This window comes from Sphingobium sp. EP60837 (genome assembly GCF_001658005.1).
In the GTDB taxonomy this organism is placed as follows: Bacteria; Pseudomonadota; Alphaproteobacteria; order Sphingomonadales; family Sphingomonadaceae; genus Sphingobium; species Sphingobium tyrosinilyticum.
Window position 1 is genome coordinate 1,756,175 of the sequence record NZ_CP015986.1, and the last position, 15,011, is coordinate 1,771,185.

Sequence of the window (15,011 nt, forward strand, 5' to 3'; positions counted from 1 at the left end):
AGGGGACGGAAAAATCTTGGAGAGCCGATCGTCATGGTTCAGCCATGCATCGTTGGTGCGACAGAAATGGTCGCTTCGGTTGGCTGGGCCTGAGACGGTAACATCGTCAACGCAGCCACGATGCGCTGGCGCATCATCTCAATCAGGGCGTCAGGCTGCTCGATGACGAGCTCGTTGCCCCAAGTGAATAGATGCTCGGCCAACTCTCGCATGCCGCCGCTGGTGAAGCGGATGAGAAGATCTCCATTTTCGATCTCTTCCATTTGCTGATGGCGATGGAAGCGCCACTCTCGCGCTCGCGAGGCGGCCGATGCGTGGACGCGAAGCACGACGTCTTGCTTCTCGTCTCGCCAGACAGCGAAACTGTGGGCCAGCCAGGCGTCGATGTCCCAGTCATCCGGGGCGCACCCAAGCTTTTCGCTGAGCCGGGGGTCGATCATGCGATCCAGTCGGTAATAGACCGGATCATTCTCGCGGTCGGGCATCTTTCCGACCAAGTACGACAGGGGGCCATGGACGATGCCGTATGGAATGACCCGCCGCCAGCGGGGCTCCTGCTGCTGAACTGCGGCATAGCTGAACTCGAGGCAGCTACCGGACAATATCGCAGCTTGGACGGTCGCGATTGTCTCAGGCGGCACGGTCGCGACAGGACCTGCGGTGACCATCGTCCGCTGAAGCCGAGTGAGCGCTTCTAGGTCAGGATCAATGCGGCGTTTCTCGCGGTCGTCAAACGCCCCTTTCACCTTGGCCAGAAGGTTGGCGAGTTGATCGGCGCGAACTGTCTGGCCAGCTTCTCGTCGTCCGTCCACCTCGGCCTGCAAAGCTGCAACTTCAGCCGCAGTGGGGCGGGTATAAACGCGGCGAAGGCTGTCCCGGATGAGAAAGCGCTTTCGGCGATCTTCTGTCACTTCCTCAAGGTCAAAGTGCCGAGCGATGACGTCGCGCATTCGCTCGGCGGTTCTGCGGTTGACGCCGAGCGTTTCCGCCATCTCATCGAGAGTCAGACCTTCTGTCGATTCCGATAGCGCGTGCACGAGCGCTAACAATCGATCCAGTTTGGCCATACGATCGGTCATGCTGCACTACCCCCATTTATGTCCAACTACGTCCGCACCCGTCGCTTTTTCAAGAGCCTAAAGGCGGAAATGGAGGCCCGCGACTCGTCGAGGTGCGGCGTTGTGGACTGGAGGAGCTGCGCTGGCTCTGAGGACCTACCGCGACAGAAGCTGATCTGCCATTGCGCCGATGCGTTCATATCCGACGATCCGGTTTCGCCAAGCTTCGGGGATGCCGTTCTCGCCATAGAGCGCGCCCGCCAGTTGACCCGTAATAGCAGCCGTCGTGTCAGCGTCCTCGCCGAGATTTGCGGCAGTAAGGACAGCCTCTGCGAAATTGCCGGTGCGGCCGATGCACCAGAGTGCCGCTTCAAGCGAATGGGCCACATAGCCCGACGCGCGAATGTCCCGCCTCGGCTTACCTCGCCAGGATCCGCCAACAATGTGGGCGATTTTCCCAGTTACGCTGTCTGTGTGGATGCTGAGAACATCGTCGAGGCTGCTGCCGCAAATCGCGATCGCGATCATTCGTGCGTAGATGACGCAGGCATCTACGGCCTCAGGCGCTCCATGAGTGACACGGCTTTGACGTGCCGCTGTTTCTGCGAGCGAAGGAGTGTCGTCATGATACCGCAGAGCGATTGGCGCCAGGCGCATTAAGCTGCCGTTCCCCGCGGTGGAGGGGTCGGTTGATCCCGCGATGGGGTTTCCCGTTCGCTCCCAGTGCGCCAATGCTGCACTGACGGTCATGCCGATGTCGAAGCAGTGCCCGTTTGATGAATAGGCTCCCTCATCTCGCCATGCGACGAAGCGCTTCATCAGATCCGCTTCATCGATGCCGTTGCAGGATATGAGGCTGTCCGCCAAGGCGAGCGCCATTGACGTGTCGTCTGTCCATTCGCCGGGCTTTAGGCCGAAGGGGCCGCCACCGATCATGTCGATTAGAACGGGATAGCTGTCTCGGCGCGCGAACTCCAATGTAGTTCCCAGTGCGTCGCCTACGGCCAATCCAATCAGAGCGCCTCGGCCTCGATCACGCGTGGCCGCGAGCGTCTGGGCGGGGCTCGCTTCTGCGACTGCGACTTTTTGCTGCACGTAGGTGAGTTGCTCATGCGTTTCGATCGCTCCAGGACGAGCCATTCGCACTTGGCCTATGGCAGCCTTGGGTTCGGTTCCCAGCTCGACCAGCAGGCATGCGGCTATCATTCCAGCGCGTCCCAAGCCGCCCTTACAATGTACCACGATGTCGAAGCCCTGACGTAGCCGCGAGCGCAGATTTGCGCCGATGGTGGTCCATTCCTGCTCGAATAGCGGCCCCGGTATGCTCACGTCAGCAATGGGCAGATGGAACCAGTCCATGTGGCGCGCGCGTACTTCTTCCCCGAGCCGATCCACGCCGAGGCTCTGGAATTCTGAGGGCTCGATGAGAGAAACGATCGCCGCCGCTCCGCTAGCCTGAATGGCGTCTAGATCGACGCGAAGGTCGCGGTCCCACGCACCCGTCAGCGCATCATGCTGCTTTTTCCCCGGGCAGAATGTGATTCCTATTCTGCCGCCGTTGTCGCGTGTTGGGACGAAAGCGATTTGCAGCGGATGGCTCGAACTCGTGCGGGGGGTATGGGCAGCGTCTCTTTGTTCCATTCTTGTCCTTTCGGGCCATCCCTGATGGCACCAGCTTGGCGTTGGTCAGCACTACTACGACCGAATCTGACAGATACGGTCGTAACTACTCCGTCATGGCCTTCGTGAGGCCGAACTGTCTTGACCCAGCAGTCACGATAGGGTGGTGAAAGCTTAAGAGGGGGAAATATCATGAAGATTGATCGAGATACGCTGAAAGAGGCAGGAGCCAACGCCGCAAAGGTCGGCCAGAGAATTGGCGAGAAGACTGTCGATGGGGTGAAGAAGGCTTGGGAAACGGAGATGGGGCGCACCGCCATCACCGGCGCTGCGGCCGGCGGGGCTATCGCTGCGGTGGTCCCGTTCGTTACGGTTGGAGCCGGCTTGCTGATCGGTGGCGCGATTTCCGTGTTGGCGAAGAACGCCAGGGCGGGTCAGTAAACCTCGTCTGGACCGGAAGCCTGCCAATGGCGAGACGGTCTCAACCTGCCATGGTCAGCCCCACCTCAGCAGAGGTTGCGGGGGGATCGAGAAACGCTGAACGGAACCTAAGATGTTTGGAATATTCCTGCTGGCGGCTGTAACCGTCGTTGATGGCGATACCCTGCGCTTGGACGGAGAACGCGTGCGTCTGGTCGGTATCGATGCCCCTGAGATACATGGGTGTCAGGCGGGCCGCGCCTGTGCTCCCGGCGATGGCCAGGCGAGCAAACGCAGCCTACAAAATCTGATGAACGGATCCCTCAGCATTCGCCGCGTCGGACACGACCGCTATGGGCGTACCCTAGCGCATGTCTACGTAAACGGCGTGAATGTTGCCTGTGAGCAGATCGGCCGCGGGCAGGCGGTTTACATGAGGAAGTGGGACAATGGGCTCGAATTGGCGCGGGAGTGCAGGTGATGGCTCGTCGCTGGGATGAGAAGGGTACAGAGGCGGATGGTCCTGCATTCCCTAATCTAGTGGCTTTGGAAGCAATCATTATTGGAGGGCTTATCCTGCTGGGCACGGGCATGATGTTGGTATCGGGCGTAAGGTGGCTCTTTGGTCTCTTCGGTTGAGAGGGAACGGGATGAAGGGCGACAGCCAAAGCGATCGCACGGTCATGCATGCTAATCGCATCGCGATGGCTCGCGATCTGGTAACAAAATCGCGTTCCGGTTCGACAAACCGATTGGCCCGAGAATTGGGTATTCAATATGCCTATGCACGCCGCATTATGCAGGATCTGGAGGAGTCCGGGTTGGTGAGTGCACCGGACAAACGCGGCGCGAGAACGGTTGCCTCATGTGTATCTGTCTCGGAGAAATGAGTTGGCGCGGCTAATTCTTATTGCCTTCTTGTTGGTCACCGGCGCCGTTTTTCTGCGCTTGGCTTGGAATGCGGCGCTTAAGATTTTGCGGAGCATCGCCAAAATCGCCTATATCTCAGCGAAGGTGGCGGGAGCGGCTCTGGTGGCGGGATTGGCTGGCCTCGTCGCCTTCTTTGTTCTCCCTATCACTGTCGTCGGTGACTGGTTTGGAATCGCGGTTGTGAGTGTCGCGATCGCAGCCTTCATTCTGTGTTGGAGGAAATTGGCGATTCGAGACGGACGCGCCGCTCGTCCGCTGTCCCCGATGGAAGAGGATCAGTCGACGTCCTTCGCGATCGTCGAGGAAGCGATCAAGCCTGAGGCGGATCCGCGCATCGCTGAGGCGTGGGAAATGGCGGGAGAGCTTGCACCGGAATACGCCCAGCGTCTTTCTGCAGCTAGGCGCCGCTGCGCTCAAGTGTTGGAGATGGCAGCTGGGGACCCGGTCGAATGGAGCATCGTCGATTGTTCGACATTCATCTCGCGCACTGTGCCAGATGCGGTTTCAACGGCAGCCGCGCTGATGAAGGACGCCGACCACTCAGAGCGGGGCAGCCTCGCTAGTGAACTGGTCGTTGATCTGGAACGGATCGCGAACCGCGCGCGCGAGGAAGTCGAAAGTCGTCGCCGTCAGCTTCGCAACAGTTGGCACGTTATCCGAACTCATATTGCAAGCCGGACGGCACGCGACGCCTCCTGATGGTGCGGCGGCGAATTCTGACTTTGTGGCTGCCGCACGTCAACGACGCTGATGCTTTAGACATTGAAGTCCGGGACGGCCCCGAGCCGTCAAGCCGGTGAATCGACCACCGGGTAGTGCGGCATCGGCCATTCATGATCCGCGTTGTCCATCATCAGGTCGATAAACAGGGGCAGAAGGGAGCCCAGCAAGGCGCCGCAATCTCTAACTTGAGTGCGGTTGACCTCGCTATTCCAGGTTGCCCCTCCGTGGACCAATTGGTTTCGCAGGACGTACAGGCGTCCAAACAATATCGAAAGCAAGGTGGCCGTGTCGTGACGACGAAGAGCGTTCGCCGTAGCAACGCGCTCCCGTTCCAGCATTTCGCCCCAGTCCTCGAAGCCCGCGATGCGATTATGATGATGCCAGAAAGGTGCGAAAACGTAGCGGTTGGCGAGCAGCAGTCGAATTTCCTGGCTGAAGCGCTGCCATACCATGTCGTAAATTCGATGTTTGCCATCGAAGCTGACTAATGTGGAGAAAAACCGCCCGAACGCATCGCGTTCGCGCTGACTCTCGCCGCCGAGGGCTAACCCAACGTCACCTGCATAGGCTGCGTTAAAGCCAATCCAAAGAAGAATGAAACGGACATCTTCGTCTTCATTTTCGGCTTCAGCCCGGCGTAGCCAGGAGAGCGCCCGATGAACTCTCAGGGTCAGAGGTACGGGAAAGGCGTCTCGAATGCTCCGCTGCTTTTTCTTGAGCGCCTCGGGATGGAGCGGGCTAGAAGAAGGGTATCGAAAGGACATATGTTCGGTTTTTCATCCAGATGCCTAGAGGGTAATTCGTGGATGTTACGAGCATGTGCAAGGCTCATTTTTGGATGCAGTCTCTCAGGAAAAAAATTGGCGTTTCGCGCCGTACCCGCCGCTCGTCCACTGCGCTGCCCGCTGTGGAAGACAATCAGGCGATGTCCAAGCTATCGAGCCTGCTGCGGCGGCCGGCGGGGAGCGCCCTGATTGGTGACGGGTTGAGAGTCAGGATACTCATCCCGTCACGGCTTGTTCGCTCATTCTGCCGCCGCGGCGGCAGTCGAGCCTTCAACCTCATCCGAGTCGATAAAGACGTTTCTTGCGACATTGCCGATTTTGTTTGTGGTGAAGGCGATTTATCGAGAGATCAAGCGCAACCGGCATTTTGATGAAGAACCGCTGTTTCGAGGATATTTCCCGACTGCAGCGCAGACCATGGCCAGCAATCGACGCGTTCGCGGAGGCAAGATTGCTCGCAAGCCGGAACTCGCCGCCTACATTGCTGATCGCTTGTTGGCGGCTTGGTCGCCAGAACAGATTGCAGGTTATCTTCGGCGTCATCGCGGTCACCGGGACGCGGTGTGCCACGAAACCATCTACCAGTATGTCTACGGCGCTGAGGGACGGCACCATAATCTTTGGCGGCATCTGCCAGTTGCCCGCCGTTCGCGCCGGCAACGTTATGGCCGAAAGCCGCGCGGTCTCCATATACCCGTGGCCAATACGATCGGCGCGCGGCCGCAGGAAATCGCGGATCGCAGCAGCTTTGGGCATTGGGAAGGTGATCTCCTGATCTTCCGGAGAGAATATGGCAAAGCCAATCTCACCTCGCTGGTCGAACGCTGCAGCCGCTTCACCTTCCTGACGCGTAATCTGAGTCGGCATTCTGCCGGTGTCATGGCCGGCATTGATCGGCATTTACGCGACATGCCTCCCCCCCTCCGGCGCAGCATCACCTTCGATCGAGGCACGGAATTTGCTGCCTTTGCGACCCTGCGGAACAGGCTCGGCATCACCAGCTATTTCTGTCTTCCCTCAGCGCCCTGGCAAAAAGGCGGCGTGGAAAATTGCAATGGGCGGGTACGGCGCTTCCTACCCTCCGACACCGACCTTGCACTGCTCTCAGACAACGAAATCCAGGCGGTTGCCGATCGCCTCAACAGCACACCTCGCAAGTGCCTGGGTTATCGCACTCCGCATGAGGTTCTGGGGGAGCAGATCGCCCTCTTCAAAGCCGGATAAATTTTGCCATCCGGGGTGGGGCTCGCCCCACCCCGGATGAAATGCTACGCATCACAATGGGTGTCGCGCTTCAAATCGAAACCGCCATATCCCCTTTTGACGTGAGCCTTATTGTTCGGAGATATTTCGATCAGGCTAATAGCTGGGGCGGTGGGCTAATCGTCTTATAAAGGCTGGATTTCGAACGGATTGAAGCTGTCATGCCCTCGGAAAATCGCGAGGGGTGCGGACATCGAGCGTCGGGAATAGGCCGCGCATATGACCGATGTTCCAGGTCACGATCGTGGGGATACCGTGTACCACCGCTGTTTCGCCGATCATTCGATCGTAGAGGCGAGCCCCGATCCCGCCATCGGACGCATAGCCGCGTACCGTGTCGAACGTTTGCGCCGGCGTTAGGCCAATCAATTGGGTGACGGTTCTCACGCTTTCCAGCGCAGCCCAGGCTTCTTCCGCCGTAAAACGAAAAGGCGCGTGCGTTCCGCGACGCGTCAGAGTGCTATAGGCTTCGGCATAGCTATGCGCGGCAACGCCCAGCAGATGATCGCGACCAGCGTCGAACAAATCGGCCGACGAAGCATGATGCTCGTGGTCGCCTGCCAACGCCGCTATAATCACATTGCTGTCGATCAGTGCGTCAATCGTCAATGTCACGCTCACGGGAACGATCGAGAGCCTCATTGGCGCTTTCGAGGCTGACCGGTTTTCCGCTCGACGGACGAACCAGCAGGGCGCCACGCCGCACCAGCTTGCCGGTGTTAGCCGGAATACCCGGCGGGACATAACCTCGAAGCGCGTCCTCGATCACCTCACTGGCCGTCATGCCGGTGAGCTTCGTAAGCGCATGGACCCGCTCGCGCGCAAAAGCCGAGCGGACGTTGAGCTGGATATTTTCGGAACGACCCATGACCGACTCCTTTGCAGTCAGATATCATGTCGACGCTCGGCGGGCTATCAAAATTCAGTTTTGGCTAGCCTTGGAATCTGGCATCGTCGTTTCGTCCTGGCAGAAAAGAGGACTTGAGGGAATCGACTTCACTGGTCCAGTTTCCAATCATTATCTGCAATGATGTTTCGCATGTTCCAAACCACGCGTGGATTAGGTCCTCCTGCGCCGCTGAATTGGGGATATACCGTAAAATGCGTGCGGAAGCCCGGCTTCAGGTCGAGCGACAGATTATCATGGCTTTCGCTGACCGGAGTGCACCGGTCGATCGGCTGGTCGGGTGTGTCGCATTCGTAAAGGCGACCGACCAGAGCCGCGCTTTCGAGTGCCTCCCTCCCATGGTTTTGAAACCATCCTTTCACGGAATAGCGAAGCTGCTGATCGTCAGCGTTGGATTGAAGAGCCTGCTCCTCGATTGTCCATTCTGCGATGGGAGAGCTTGCGGGTAGCTCATGTTCGCTCCACCAATCTTGAAACGCTAGAAATCCCAGCCATGCGACGAGCGCGTAAACGGCCCAACGGAAAGGGGCTACCTGCATCATTAATGCGAAGGCGATGCCCGCGCCCACCCAGGCTAGAAGATCATTCTCGCGTTCCGCCACACCTGCTCCTTGCCGTTGTTCGGAATCAGATGACATGACCCTGCGTCAAAAACGGTCATAAGACCTGCAGTTGGATCTCGATCTTAACCACCCGCCTTCTGAGAGGCTGATATGCGAGCCGTTCGCGGTTGGTTGGCGCTGAGCCATTCCGCAACCGCTGAGACACCTTCAGCATTTCAAAGCTTATCAAAAACTGATCCCATTCGCGGCGCGAAAAGGCGTTCATAGGTTCGCAGCAAATGGGCGTCGGTCATGCCTGAAACATAATCACAGATGATCCTCATCGGATCGGGAGCACTGGCGAATTTGGCGTACGCATCGCTGGGCAGGAATCTCTTGGGCTCAGACTTCATGACCTCGAATACGGCGATTACCATCATCTGCCCTTTGAACTCGAGATGCTGGACGCTGGGGCTACAAATGACTTCCTCGTAAACCAGTTTCGTTACCGCAGCCAGGAAGTCCGCCACGGGTTTTGGGACCTCCGCACGATACCGAAGCCTCGGCTCCTCAAATTCGGCTTCGTCTTGGATCTGGATGCTCGGGATGACGAAGTTGAGGATCCGGTTGATCTGGTGTTTGCGGTCGTTACCGTCACCAAATAGGCGATCGAGTAGGCCCCCATAGACGTCGTTGCCATACTGCCCGCGATATTGGCTATTAAGATAGTCGAGTAGGCCTTGGCAGGCCGCGGCGGGGACGTGCGTTTGAAACTGCTTTTGATCTATCAGTCTGAGCTCGAGCGCGTCCTCTAGGTCGTGGATGCCGAAGCTGATATCATCTGCAAGGTCCATGATCGAGCAAGCGAAGGATTTATGACGTGCCTTGGCATGCCTCCCTGCTCGAATGTCAAACTGGCGGAAAGCATCCAGATCGCCCTTGGAGAGCGGGGAGAGGATCCAGTCCACGACATCCTGTTCGCAATCCAAAAAGCATTTCGGAGGCTCGGATACCTTGCGATCAAGCAGCGGCGTGCCGCTTGTATCTGCTAACATTCCCGGACGGAGGTCTGGGTTGGCCACTTCGCTGAACGACGCGGGGTATTTGAGAACGCCGAGCAGCGTCTCGCGCGTCAGGTTAGAGCCGGCAGCCTCAGAGAATTTCTCCAGGCGCGATAGGATCCGAAGCGTTTGGCCGTTCCCTTCAAAGCCGCCATGATCTCTCATGCAGTAGTTGAGGGCAATTTCGCCGCCATGGCCGAATGGAGGATGCCCCAAATCATGGGTGCAGGCGATCGCCTGAAGGAGCGCATCTTCGGGAAGGTGCTCGAGGGCTGGATGGCCGGGCAGATTATGGACGAGCTGTTTGGCTAACCCGCCAGCGATCTGCGCGACTTCAAGCGAATGCGTAAGGCGGGTGCGGTAGAAATCGCTTTCCCCCAGGTTGAGGATTTGGGTCTTGCCCTGCAGCCGTCGGAAGGAGGCCGAGTGAACGACGCGGCCATAATCCACGTCACCCTCAGACCGCGTGTCGAAAGACTTTCGCAACTCTGGTGTTCTGCGATCGAGCCAGCTCATCATGTCTCCAGTTCCTCAGCACAATATCTGCCCGCTAGCATGGAGAATGAAGTGCGGGAACCGACCCTGTTTCGCTACTGACGCGCGGCTGCTGATAAACGTCGCAAGAAGGCGGAGTTCTATCCTCAAACCTCACCACGGATCAGAGAGCCCTGCTTCTGCGGCGCCGGTTGCGGGCGACGCTCCCACAAAAAATTAAGAGCTTAGACCGTAACGACTGCGGAATGATGACTTCTGGAACGACAGGGATTGGCTCAATGCGACCAATTTTGTCGTGCAATCAGATATCATCCCTCAGCAGTCCTTGGGATTGACGCATTCTTGAGAGGGTCCTGCGGGCATTGACAGGAGAAGATCGAAATTGACGCAGCGTAATATCACCCCGGTGGATATCGAGATTGCAGAACTCCTCTATCCTGAGCTGGTTGAAGCGGCACGGGGCGGGGAGAAGCTTACTTGTCTTCAGTTGATTGACCGAGCGAAACAGCGTCATCCGGATAATGCGGCGATTCAAAAACAAGTGCCAGTCGGGCTCGGTCGCCGGCTGGCTACAGTTCGTGCGTTTACAGCGCCTCTTGGCTACCCGGACCTCACCTGTCTTGTAGTGCAACCGCGGACCAACTTGCCTGCTGATGTTTTCCCGAATCCCGAGGCTGAACAGGCGAAAGTCGCTGCTTTCGACTGGAAAAATGTGGAACCCGCATTTTTCGTGCAGTTGGGAGAATGGCGCAAAGTCAATGAACGCAAAGCGAAATGTGATCGCGGGACCGCCGTGAAAATCGTATGGGACTATTACTCAGCCAACCGCGCTCGGATGCCCTCTGCCATCCAGCAGTTTAGGGAGCTTCTGATTGATGAGGTGATGGGTGGTGAAGACGTCGAGCAGGCGTTCGCCGCCATCGTTTCAGAGCTTGCGCCAGAAGCCGCGTGATAACTAAGCATTTTACGGTAAATTAGAGGTGTGAGGAAGCAGAAGAAAGCAGGGCTCCCGCTAATGCGCCTTCATTTTACACTTCGTCCGCTTTAGGCCCTCCGGAATGGTCAGCTTGGCTGGGTCGTGGTCGGCACGGAGTACCAACCGCTTTTTTGCGGATCAATCAATGGGCTCTTTTCCGCTTGCTGGCGAGCGGATAGGACTTCAATTCAACTTGCGTGTTCGAAATTGATAGGAGCTTCTGGGGGATGTCCCAAATATCATGTGTTGACGCCATTTGGGACAATCTACCCAGCCGTAGGGAACTACACAGTCGACTGGATCACCTTGCGCTTCCTGCCGATGCCAAAGTATTGATGGGGCGGCTGCTCGAAACTACTGCAACAGTAGCCGGCCGGATTATTGAGGTTGGACGGCGCATCCTATCATTCGTGCTAGAAATGGTGCGAAGTTTCCCCGGTACTACGCTTGGAGCGCTGGTCGGGCTTACTGTTACGTCGCTCGTGGGTTCTATCCCACTACTCGGCTTTGTTCTCGGGCCGATAGCGGGGCCACTGCTTGCCGCATTCATGATCACCCAGGGCGCCCTTGCTGACATGCGTAATAGCACCGTTGAACGGCAGATAGCGCTGTTTGGAGCGAAGCTGGATGCGGTGGTGGCGAATGGCTGAGTCGTTGAGCCCTGTCACTAGCGGGGACCTGATCGCTTTTGATGAGACTGGCATTAAACAGGTGGTTGCAGACCCACTGCGCTTTAAAAAACATCTCCAAATAGGGGAGGATGCTTTCGCGCTGCTCAAGGCGAAGAAGCAACTTTCTACCGTTTGGGAAACTGCCGGCGCGGCCGCGACCGGCGCTGGGATCGCAAGTTCTTCAGTCGTTGCTGGCACCTTCTTTGCCCCCACAGGCCTTGCAGCGTGGCTTGGACTGGCAACCGCTGCGACGCCTGTTGGCTGGGTCGTTGCAGCGGCGGTGGTCGCTGGCGGTGGCTATTATGGCGTTTCGCGCTGGTTGTCCGGCAAGACCGACAAATTTGTTGATACGATACCGAAATACATCAACTCCCCGATTGACGTGCTGGGGGCCGCCCTCGTCGATTTGCTTGGTAGTCTCGCTCTTCGTGTATCCGCGATCGACGGCCGGATCGACCCAGCGGAGCGCACATGCATCCTGGAGCACTTCGTGCATGACTGGGGCTTTGACCATACCTACGTTTCGAGAAGGCTTGATGCCCTTGTGCCTCGATCTGATGAAACGCGGGTGAAGGCACTAGCTAGAGACCTCTCCAAGTTTCAGGCAAGCAACCCTGATTGCAACGCACCTGCGATGCAGGCGGAATTGATGAGATTTCTGCGTGAACTGGTTGCTGCGGATGGCGTCATCGATGAACGTGAAGAATTGGCGCTCGAAGCGATTGAGCGCATCCTTCAAGAGGAAAGCCGCATTACGGCGGCTAAAGTTGGTGAAGGCTTGGCTGAGGCGTCAAGGACGGCAGGAGAAGCTGCCAGCTTGCTCGGCAGTGCCGCAAAATCCGTTGGCGGCATGTTGACACGAAAGGTGATGGAGGCTTCTCGCGGAGTGCGGACTTCGACAAAGTCTTAATCGAGACATTGGCAAATCTCTTAGTGCGCCCGGGTATACGCAAGGCCATCAGCCCTCCGAATTCCGAAGCGCAGCAGTCACGGTACTGACCAGCGTTCTCCATCGGCAAGGCGCTGGACAGGCGGAAGATCGATTCCGGGGGCATCCCAGGACAAACCGTGCACCGGGACTAGTGCGCGGGGGTTTATGGCGTTGGCAAAACGAGCGATGTCGGAAGGGCTGGCGTGGCCGCTGGTGTGCAGGTGCAGGGCCTTCGCACCTGCCTGCCGGGCACGTCCCCAACCCGTGTTTGGTGCTGCTTCGTCCAAGTAGCCGCGCCAATTAGAGAAGACGTATGCATCGCGCTTTGTGAAGCCGAGGCCGCCGCGCGCGAACTCTGCCACCATGGAGTCTCGCGTCATAACTATCGCGCGACCGCCTGAAAGGCGCTTGCGGGAGGTGGCATATGGTTTCCGGGCAAGAGCGTCGACCCAATCGTACCGTCCCTGCCTTGCATAGAGGCGCTTTCCGGCGCCGGTAATGATTACTTGCAACTCCGGGAAGCGCGGATCGCCGGGGAAAGGGATCCCTGTGCCAGGTGCAATCCGCTCCAGCACGTCTGCGCCATAGAGGTCCACCACCAGGGAACGCCCAGTGCGCTTCGCGGCGCGGAACAATGTGACTGTCCGGTCGAGATTCTGGGCGGACCAGTTTACGAAGATGTGCCCCGGCACCTCCCGGCAAAGCTGGGCAAAATCGTGCTCCAGCTGCGCTTCGGTGACTACAGGCTTATGGGTTCCCAGGTTCGTGCCTTCGACGATCAGTGCGTCGACATCTGGGGGCGGGTTGGCGATCATCGCCTCTACGAGTGCGGCCTTACGCCCGTGACAGCGAAAATCTCCAGAATAGAGTATGCGGCGGCCCTCTGCTTCGATCAGGAGCATGTACGCGTCAGCGGCGCTGTGGTCGGTGAGAAATGGTGTCACCGTGAATGCGCCGAGGGCGAGAGGACCCGACCTAGCCCGCCAAGTAGAGATCGAACGGGAAAGCGGCGTCCCGAACAGACCCGATGTCAGCCGCATCAGTTCCGCTGCTTTCTCTCCGGTCCAAAGAGGCCAGTGCGCGGGCAGTTCGTCGATCAGGCCCCAGTGATCCATGTGCGCGTGACTGAACAGGACGGTGGCCGGACCGTTGCGATCGAGTGTCTCGGGTAGGAGGCCAGAGGCTTCGCGGGCCGCGTCGAGTGGCCGGCCAGCATCCAGGATCAAGCGCTCGCCTCCTGAGGCGACTAGTTCGATGCACGAGCCGCCGATCGCGCGTGTGCCGCGATGAACAATCACCTCAAGCATCAGGGGCGCGGTTCCACTTCCGCGATCTTGCCTGGGACCAGAATGCATAGGCAGGAGGCCGCAGGCTTGCAGTCAATTGGAAGGACTTTGATACCAAACCGTTTGAGACGCGCCTCATGCTCGTTTTTCAAGAAGGAATTCGCATGGGCCAAATAGCGCTCCATCTCTGTACTGCGCGGCACTCCATCGGCTCGGGGCGAACAGTAATTGCCGACGACCACTCCGGGAGGAAGGATCACGGATGCTGCATCGCCGGCGTCGGCAAATGTCTGCCAAGCCGCGATGGCCGGGCCGGTCTTGCCGAACATTTCGGCTAGCGCGAGAAGGGTGCGTGCAGCTTCGGAATAGGCTGAGCGTACCTCGCTGGGACCGCCGTCGTGATCCATCCAGCCCACATATTTGCGAAGTTGATCCACGACGTGTGGTGCCGCTGGTTTATTGTGTTCGGACCGTAGTTCACCGTTCACGGCGCATTTCGCTTCCCAGAACCCGATGTCTTGACCCTGCGCGACCACTAGATCCATGCGCGGTGCGACTCTTCCCCTGGCATCGGGACGGGCAGGAAGAGCCATCTCCAGATCCAACGTGCCCGCAGTGACCGCGACCAAATCATCTACGAAACGCTTCTCATCACCTGCATAGGTTTCGGCGGCGTGAACCCATTTAGCGATGTCCATCATGGGTATCGCCGTCCCATGATCGAGCGAGAAGGACGTGTATTTTTGAGCATATTTGCTCTCGTCTTCATGCCCTCTAACGACGCCCGCCACATATTTGTCGTGAACTTCGAAGCGAGGCGAGCCAGAACGTATGCTCAGCTTAGCTACGGACTGACCCTTTACATAAAAGTTCAAATATCCATTGCGCACCGCAACGCGTAGTCCATGTGGACCCGCATCTTCGCCCGGCAGCACCCAGCGGTCGAACAGAGCTTTAATGACGGCGACATCCCGGTAGTTGCGCAGGACATCGACGTCGAATTTGCGTTCAAAGAGTGGCATGCAGGCTCTCTACTCATCAGTTGCGACAGATTTGGTCATGGAGATCATTGGATCAGTAAGGGCAGTGTCAGCTCGGCCGGGGACGTGGCGTCCGTTGCCTGCTGTGCCATCAAGACCGTTCGGCCGCCTTCCTGCAGAAGGTCGATAACACCAGTTCGGGAGAGCTTATCAACGCACTGCTGAATCCGCCGACTTGCCACCGGAGGGTTGTAACCTTTCGGCCAATAGGCGCTGACGATTAAACCCGGACGGCCGATTATGGCTGGAGGTAGATGCGTGGCTATTGCGCGCCACAAAGAAGCGCTGCGAGGGCATGTGCCG

17 protein-coding genes and 1 pseudogene are annotated in these 15,011 nt (G+C 58.1%); 9 read left to right on the forward strand and 9 right to left on the reverse strand.

What is annotated here, in order from left to right; translation table 11 throughout:
* Positions 1-38: 38 nt before the first annotated feature.
* Together EP837_RS08525 and EP837_RS08530 are read right to left on the reverse strand one after the other, a co-directional pair.
* Complete coding sequence (locus EP837_RS08525; RefSeq protein ID WP_082919578.1) at positions 39-1,079, reverse strand: helix-turn-helix transcriptional regulator; 1,041 nt, start codon at positions 1,077-1,079, stop codon at positions 39-41.
* 135 nt (positions 1,080-1,214) lie between these two features.
* The gene (locus EP837_RS08530; protein ID WP_066526416.1) at positions 1,215-2,699 is read right to left on the reverse strand and encodes an ADP-ribosylglycohydrolase family protein; all 1,485 of its coding nucleotides are present in this window, start codon (positions 2,697-2,699) and stop codon (positions 1,215-1,217) included.
* A gap of 171 nt (positions 2,700-2,870) precedes the next feature.
* Here EP837_RS08530 and EP837_RS08535 point away from each other — a divergent pair, with 171 nt between their 5' ends.
* The 4 genes from EP837_RS08535 (at position 2,871) to EP837_RS08550 (ending at position 4,727) form a co-directional block, all read left to right on the forward strand.
* Entirely contained in the window at positions 2,871-3,119 is a 249-nt protein-coding gene (locus EP837_RS08535; RefSeq protein WP_066526417.1) for a hypothetical protein, read from the forward strand.
* Between the two features lie 112 nt (positions 3,120-3,231).
* On the forward strand, positions 3,232-3,579 hold the full coding sequence (locus tag EP837_RS08540; protein WP_066526420.1) for a thermonuclease family protein: 348 nt from the start codon (positions 3,232-3,234) through the stop codon (positions 3,577-3,579).
* 169 nt (positions 3,580-3,748) lie between these two features.
* Complete coding sequence (locus EP837_RS08545; protein WP_066526421.1) at positions 3,749-3,988, forward strand: DNA translocase FtsK; 240 nt, start codon at positions 3,749-3,751, stop codon at positions 3,986-3,988.
* A 31-nt stretch (positions 3,989-4,019) separates the two neighbouring features.
* Entirely contained in the window at positions 4,020-4,727 is a 708-nt protein-coding gene (locus tag EP837_RS08550; protein WP_156518437.1) for a hypothetical protein, read from the forward strand.
* 89 nt (positions 4,728-4,816) lie between these two features.
* Here EP837_RS08550 and EP837_RS08555 read toward each other — a convergent pair whose 3' ends face one another.
* The gene (locus EP837_RS08555) at positions 4,817-5,515 is read right to left on the reverse strand and encodes a HEPN domain-containing protein (protein ID WP_066526424.1); all 699 of its coding nucleotides are present in this window, start codon (positions 5,513-5,515) and stop codon (positions 4,817-4,819) included.
* A gap of 53 nt (positions 5,516-5,568) precedes the next feature.
* Between EP837_RS08555 and EP837_RS20925 the strand changes: the two genes are divergently transcribed.
* The gene (locus EP837_RS20925) at positions 5,569-5,907 is read left to right on the forward strand and encodes a hypothetical protein (RefSeq protein ID WP_156518439.1); all 339 of its coding nucleotides are present in this window, start codon (positions 5,569-5,571) and stop codon (positions 5,905-5,907) included.
* Positions 5,873-6,760 (forward strand): annotated as a pseudogene (locus tag EP837_RS20425) (IS30 family transposase); the annotation flags it as partial. The gene EP837_RS20925 and the pseudogene EP837_RS20425, both read left to right, overlap by 35 nt.
* 198 nt (positions 6,761-6,958) lie before the next feature.
* Here EP837_RS20425 and EP837_RS08565 read toward each other — a convergent pair.
* The 4 genes from EP837_RS08565 to EP837_RS08580 form a co-directional block, all read right to left on the reverse strand.
* A complete protein-coding gene (locus EP837_RS08565; RefSeq protein WP_066526426.1) occupies positions 6,959-7,408 on the reverse strand; it encodes a type II toxin-antitoxin system VapC family toxin in 450 nt (149 codons plus the stop codon).
* The gene (locus EP837_RS21280) at positions 7,398-7,667 is read right to left on the reverse strand and encodes a hypothetical protein (protein WP_066526428.1); all 270 of its coding nucleotides are present in this window, start codon (positions 7,665-7,667) and stop codon (positions 7,398-7,400) included. The genes EP837_RS08565 and EP837_RS21280 overlap by 11 nt, the downstream gene beginning before the upstream one ends.
* A gap of 128 nt (positions 7,668-7,795) precedes the next feature.
* On the reverse strand, positions 7,796-8,308 hold the full coding sequence (locus EP837_RS08575) for a hypothetical protein (RefSeq protein WP_082919580.1): 513 nt from the start codon (positions 8,306-8,308) through the stop codon (positions 7,796-7,798).
* Between the two features lie 176 nt (positions 8,309-8,484).
* Positions 8,485-9,828, reverse strand: a complete 1,344-nt coding sequence (locus EP837_RS08580; RefSeq protein WP_197486253.1) for an anti-phage deoxyguanosine triphosphatase — start codon at positions 9,826-9,828, stop codon at positions 8,485-8,487.
* A 358-nt stretch (positions 9,829-10,186) separates the two neighbouring features.
* Between EP837_RS08580 and EP837_RS20930 the strand changes: the two genes are divergently transcribed.
* From EP837_RS20930 to EP837_RS08595, 3 genes are all read left to right on the forward strand, one after another.
* The gene (locus EP837_RS20930; protein ID WP_156518441.1) at positions 10,187-10,756 is read left to right on the forward strand and encodes a hypothetical protein; all 570 of its coding nucleotides are present in this window, start codon (positions 10,187-10,189) and stop codon (positions 10,754-10,756) included.
* Positions 10,757-10,977: 221 nt separating this feature from the next.
* Positions 10,978-11,430 (forward strand): hypothetical protein, encoded by a 453-nt coding sequence (locus EP837_RS08590; RefSeq protein WP_156518444.1) that lies wholly within the window; start codon positions 10,978-10,980, stop codon positions 11,428-11,430.
* The gene (locus EP837_RS08595; protein WP_066526436.1) at positions 11,423-12,361 is read left to right on the forward strand and encodes a tellurite resistance TerB family protein; all 939 of its coding nucleotides are present in this window, start codon (positions 11,423-11,425) and stop codon (positions 12,359-12,361) included. Before EP837_RS08590 ends, EP837_RS08595 begins: the two co-directional genes overlap by 8 nt.
* Positions 12,362-12,438: 77 nt before the next feature.
* On the opposite strand, the gene EP837_RS08600 is transcribed toward EP837_RS08595, so the two are convergent.
* A complete protein-coding gene (locus EP837_RS08600; RefSeq protein WP_066526438.1) occupies positions 12,439-13,689 on the reverse strand; it encodes an MBL fold metallo-hydrolase in 1,251 nt (416 codons plus the stop codon).
* A complete protein-coding gene (locus EP837_RS08605) occupies positions 13,689-14,690 on the reverse strand; it encodes a hypothetical protein (protein ID WP_066526444.1) in 1,002 nt (333 codons plus the stop codon). The genes EP837_RS08600 and EP837_RS08605 overlap by 1 nt, the downstream gene beginning before the upstream one ends.
* Positions 14,691-15,011: the final 321 nt, after the last annotated feature.

What these genes read in the sequence shown, in the direction of transcription:
- EP837_RS08525 (WP_082919578.1), bottom strand. Translation starts at nt 1,079, where the DNA reads ATGACCGATCGTATGGCCAAACTGGATCGATTGTTAGCGCTCGTGCAC.
- EP837_RS08530 (WP_066526416.1), bottom strand. Translation starts at nt 2,699, where the DNA reads ATGGAACAAAGAGACGCTGCCCATACCCCCCGCACGAGTTCGAGCCAT.
- EP837_RS08535 (WP_066526417.1), top strand. Translation starts at nt 2,871, where the DNA reads ATGAAGATTGATCGAGATACGCTGAAAGAGGCAGGAGCCAACGCCGCA.
- EP837_RS08540 (WP_066526420.1), top strand. Translation starts at nt 3,232, where the DNA reads ATGTTTGGAATATTCCTGCTGGCGGCTGTAACCGTCGTTGATGGCGAT.
- EP837_RS08545 (WP_066526421.1), top strand. Translation starts at nt 3,749, where the DNA reads ATGAAGGGCGACAGCCAAAGCGATCGCACGGTCATGCATGCTAATCGC.
- EP837_RS08555 (WP_066526424.1), bottom strand. Translation starts at nt 5,515, where the DNA reads ATGTCCTTTCGATACCCTTCTTCTAGCCCGCTCCATCCCGAGGCGCTC.
- EP837_RS20925 (WP_156518439.1), top strand. Translation starts at nt 5,569, where the DNA reads ATGTGCAAGGCTCATTTTTGGATGCAGTCTCTCAGGAAAAAAATTGGC.
- EP837_RS21280 (WP_066526428.1), bottom strand. Translation starts at nt 7,667, where the DNA reads ATGGGTCGTTCCGAAAATATCCAGCTCAACGTCCGCTCGGCTTTTGCG.
- EP837_RS08580 (WP_197486253.1), bottom strand. Translation starts at nt 9,828, where the DNA reads ATGATGAGCTGGCTCGATCGCAGAACACCAGAGTTGCGAAAGTCTTTC.
- EP837_RS08595 (WP_066526436.1), top strand. Translation starts at nt 11,423, where the DNA reads ATGGCTGAGTCGTTGAGCCCTGTCACTAGCGGGGACCTGATCGCTTTT.
- EP837_RS08600 (WP_066526438.1), bottom strand. Translation starts at nt 13,689, where the DNA reads ATGCTTGAGGTGATTGTTCATCGCGGCACACGCGCGATCGGCGGCTCG.
- EP837_RS08605 (WP_066526444.1), bottom strand. Translation starts at nt 14,690, where the DNA reads ATGCCACTCTTTGAACGCAAATTCGACGTCGATGTCCTGCGCAACTAC.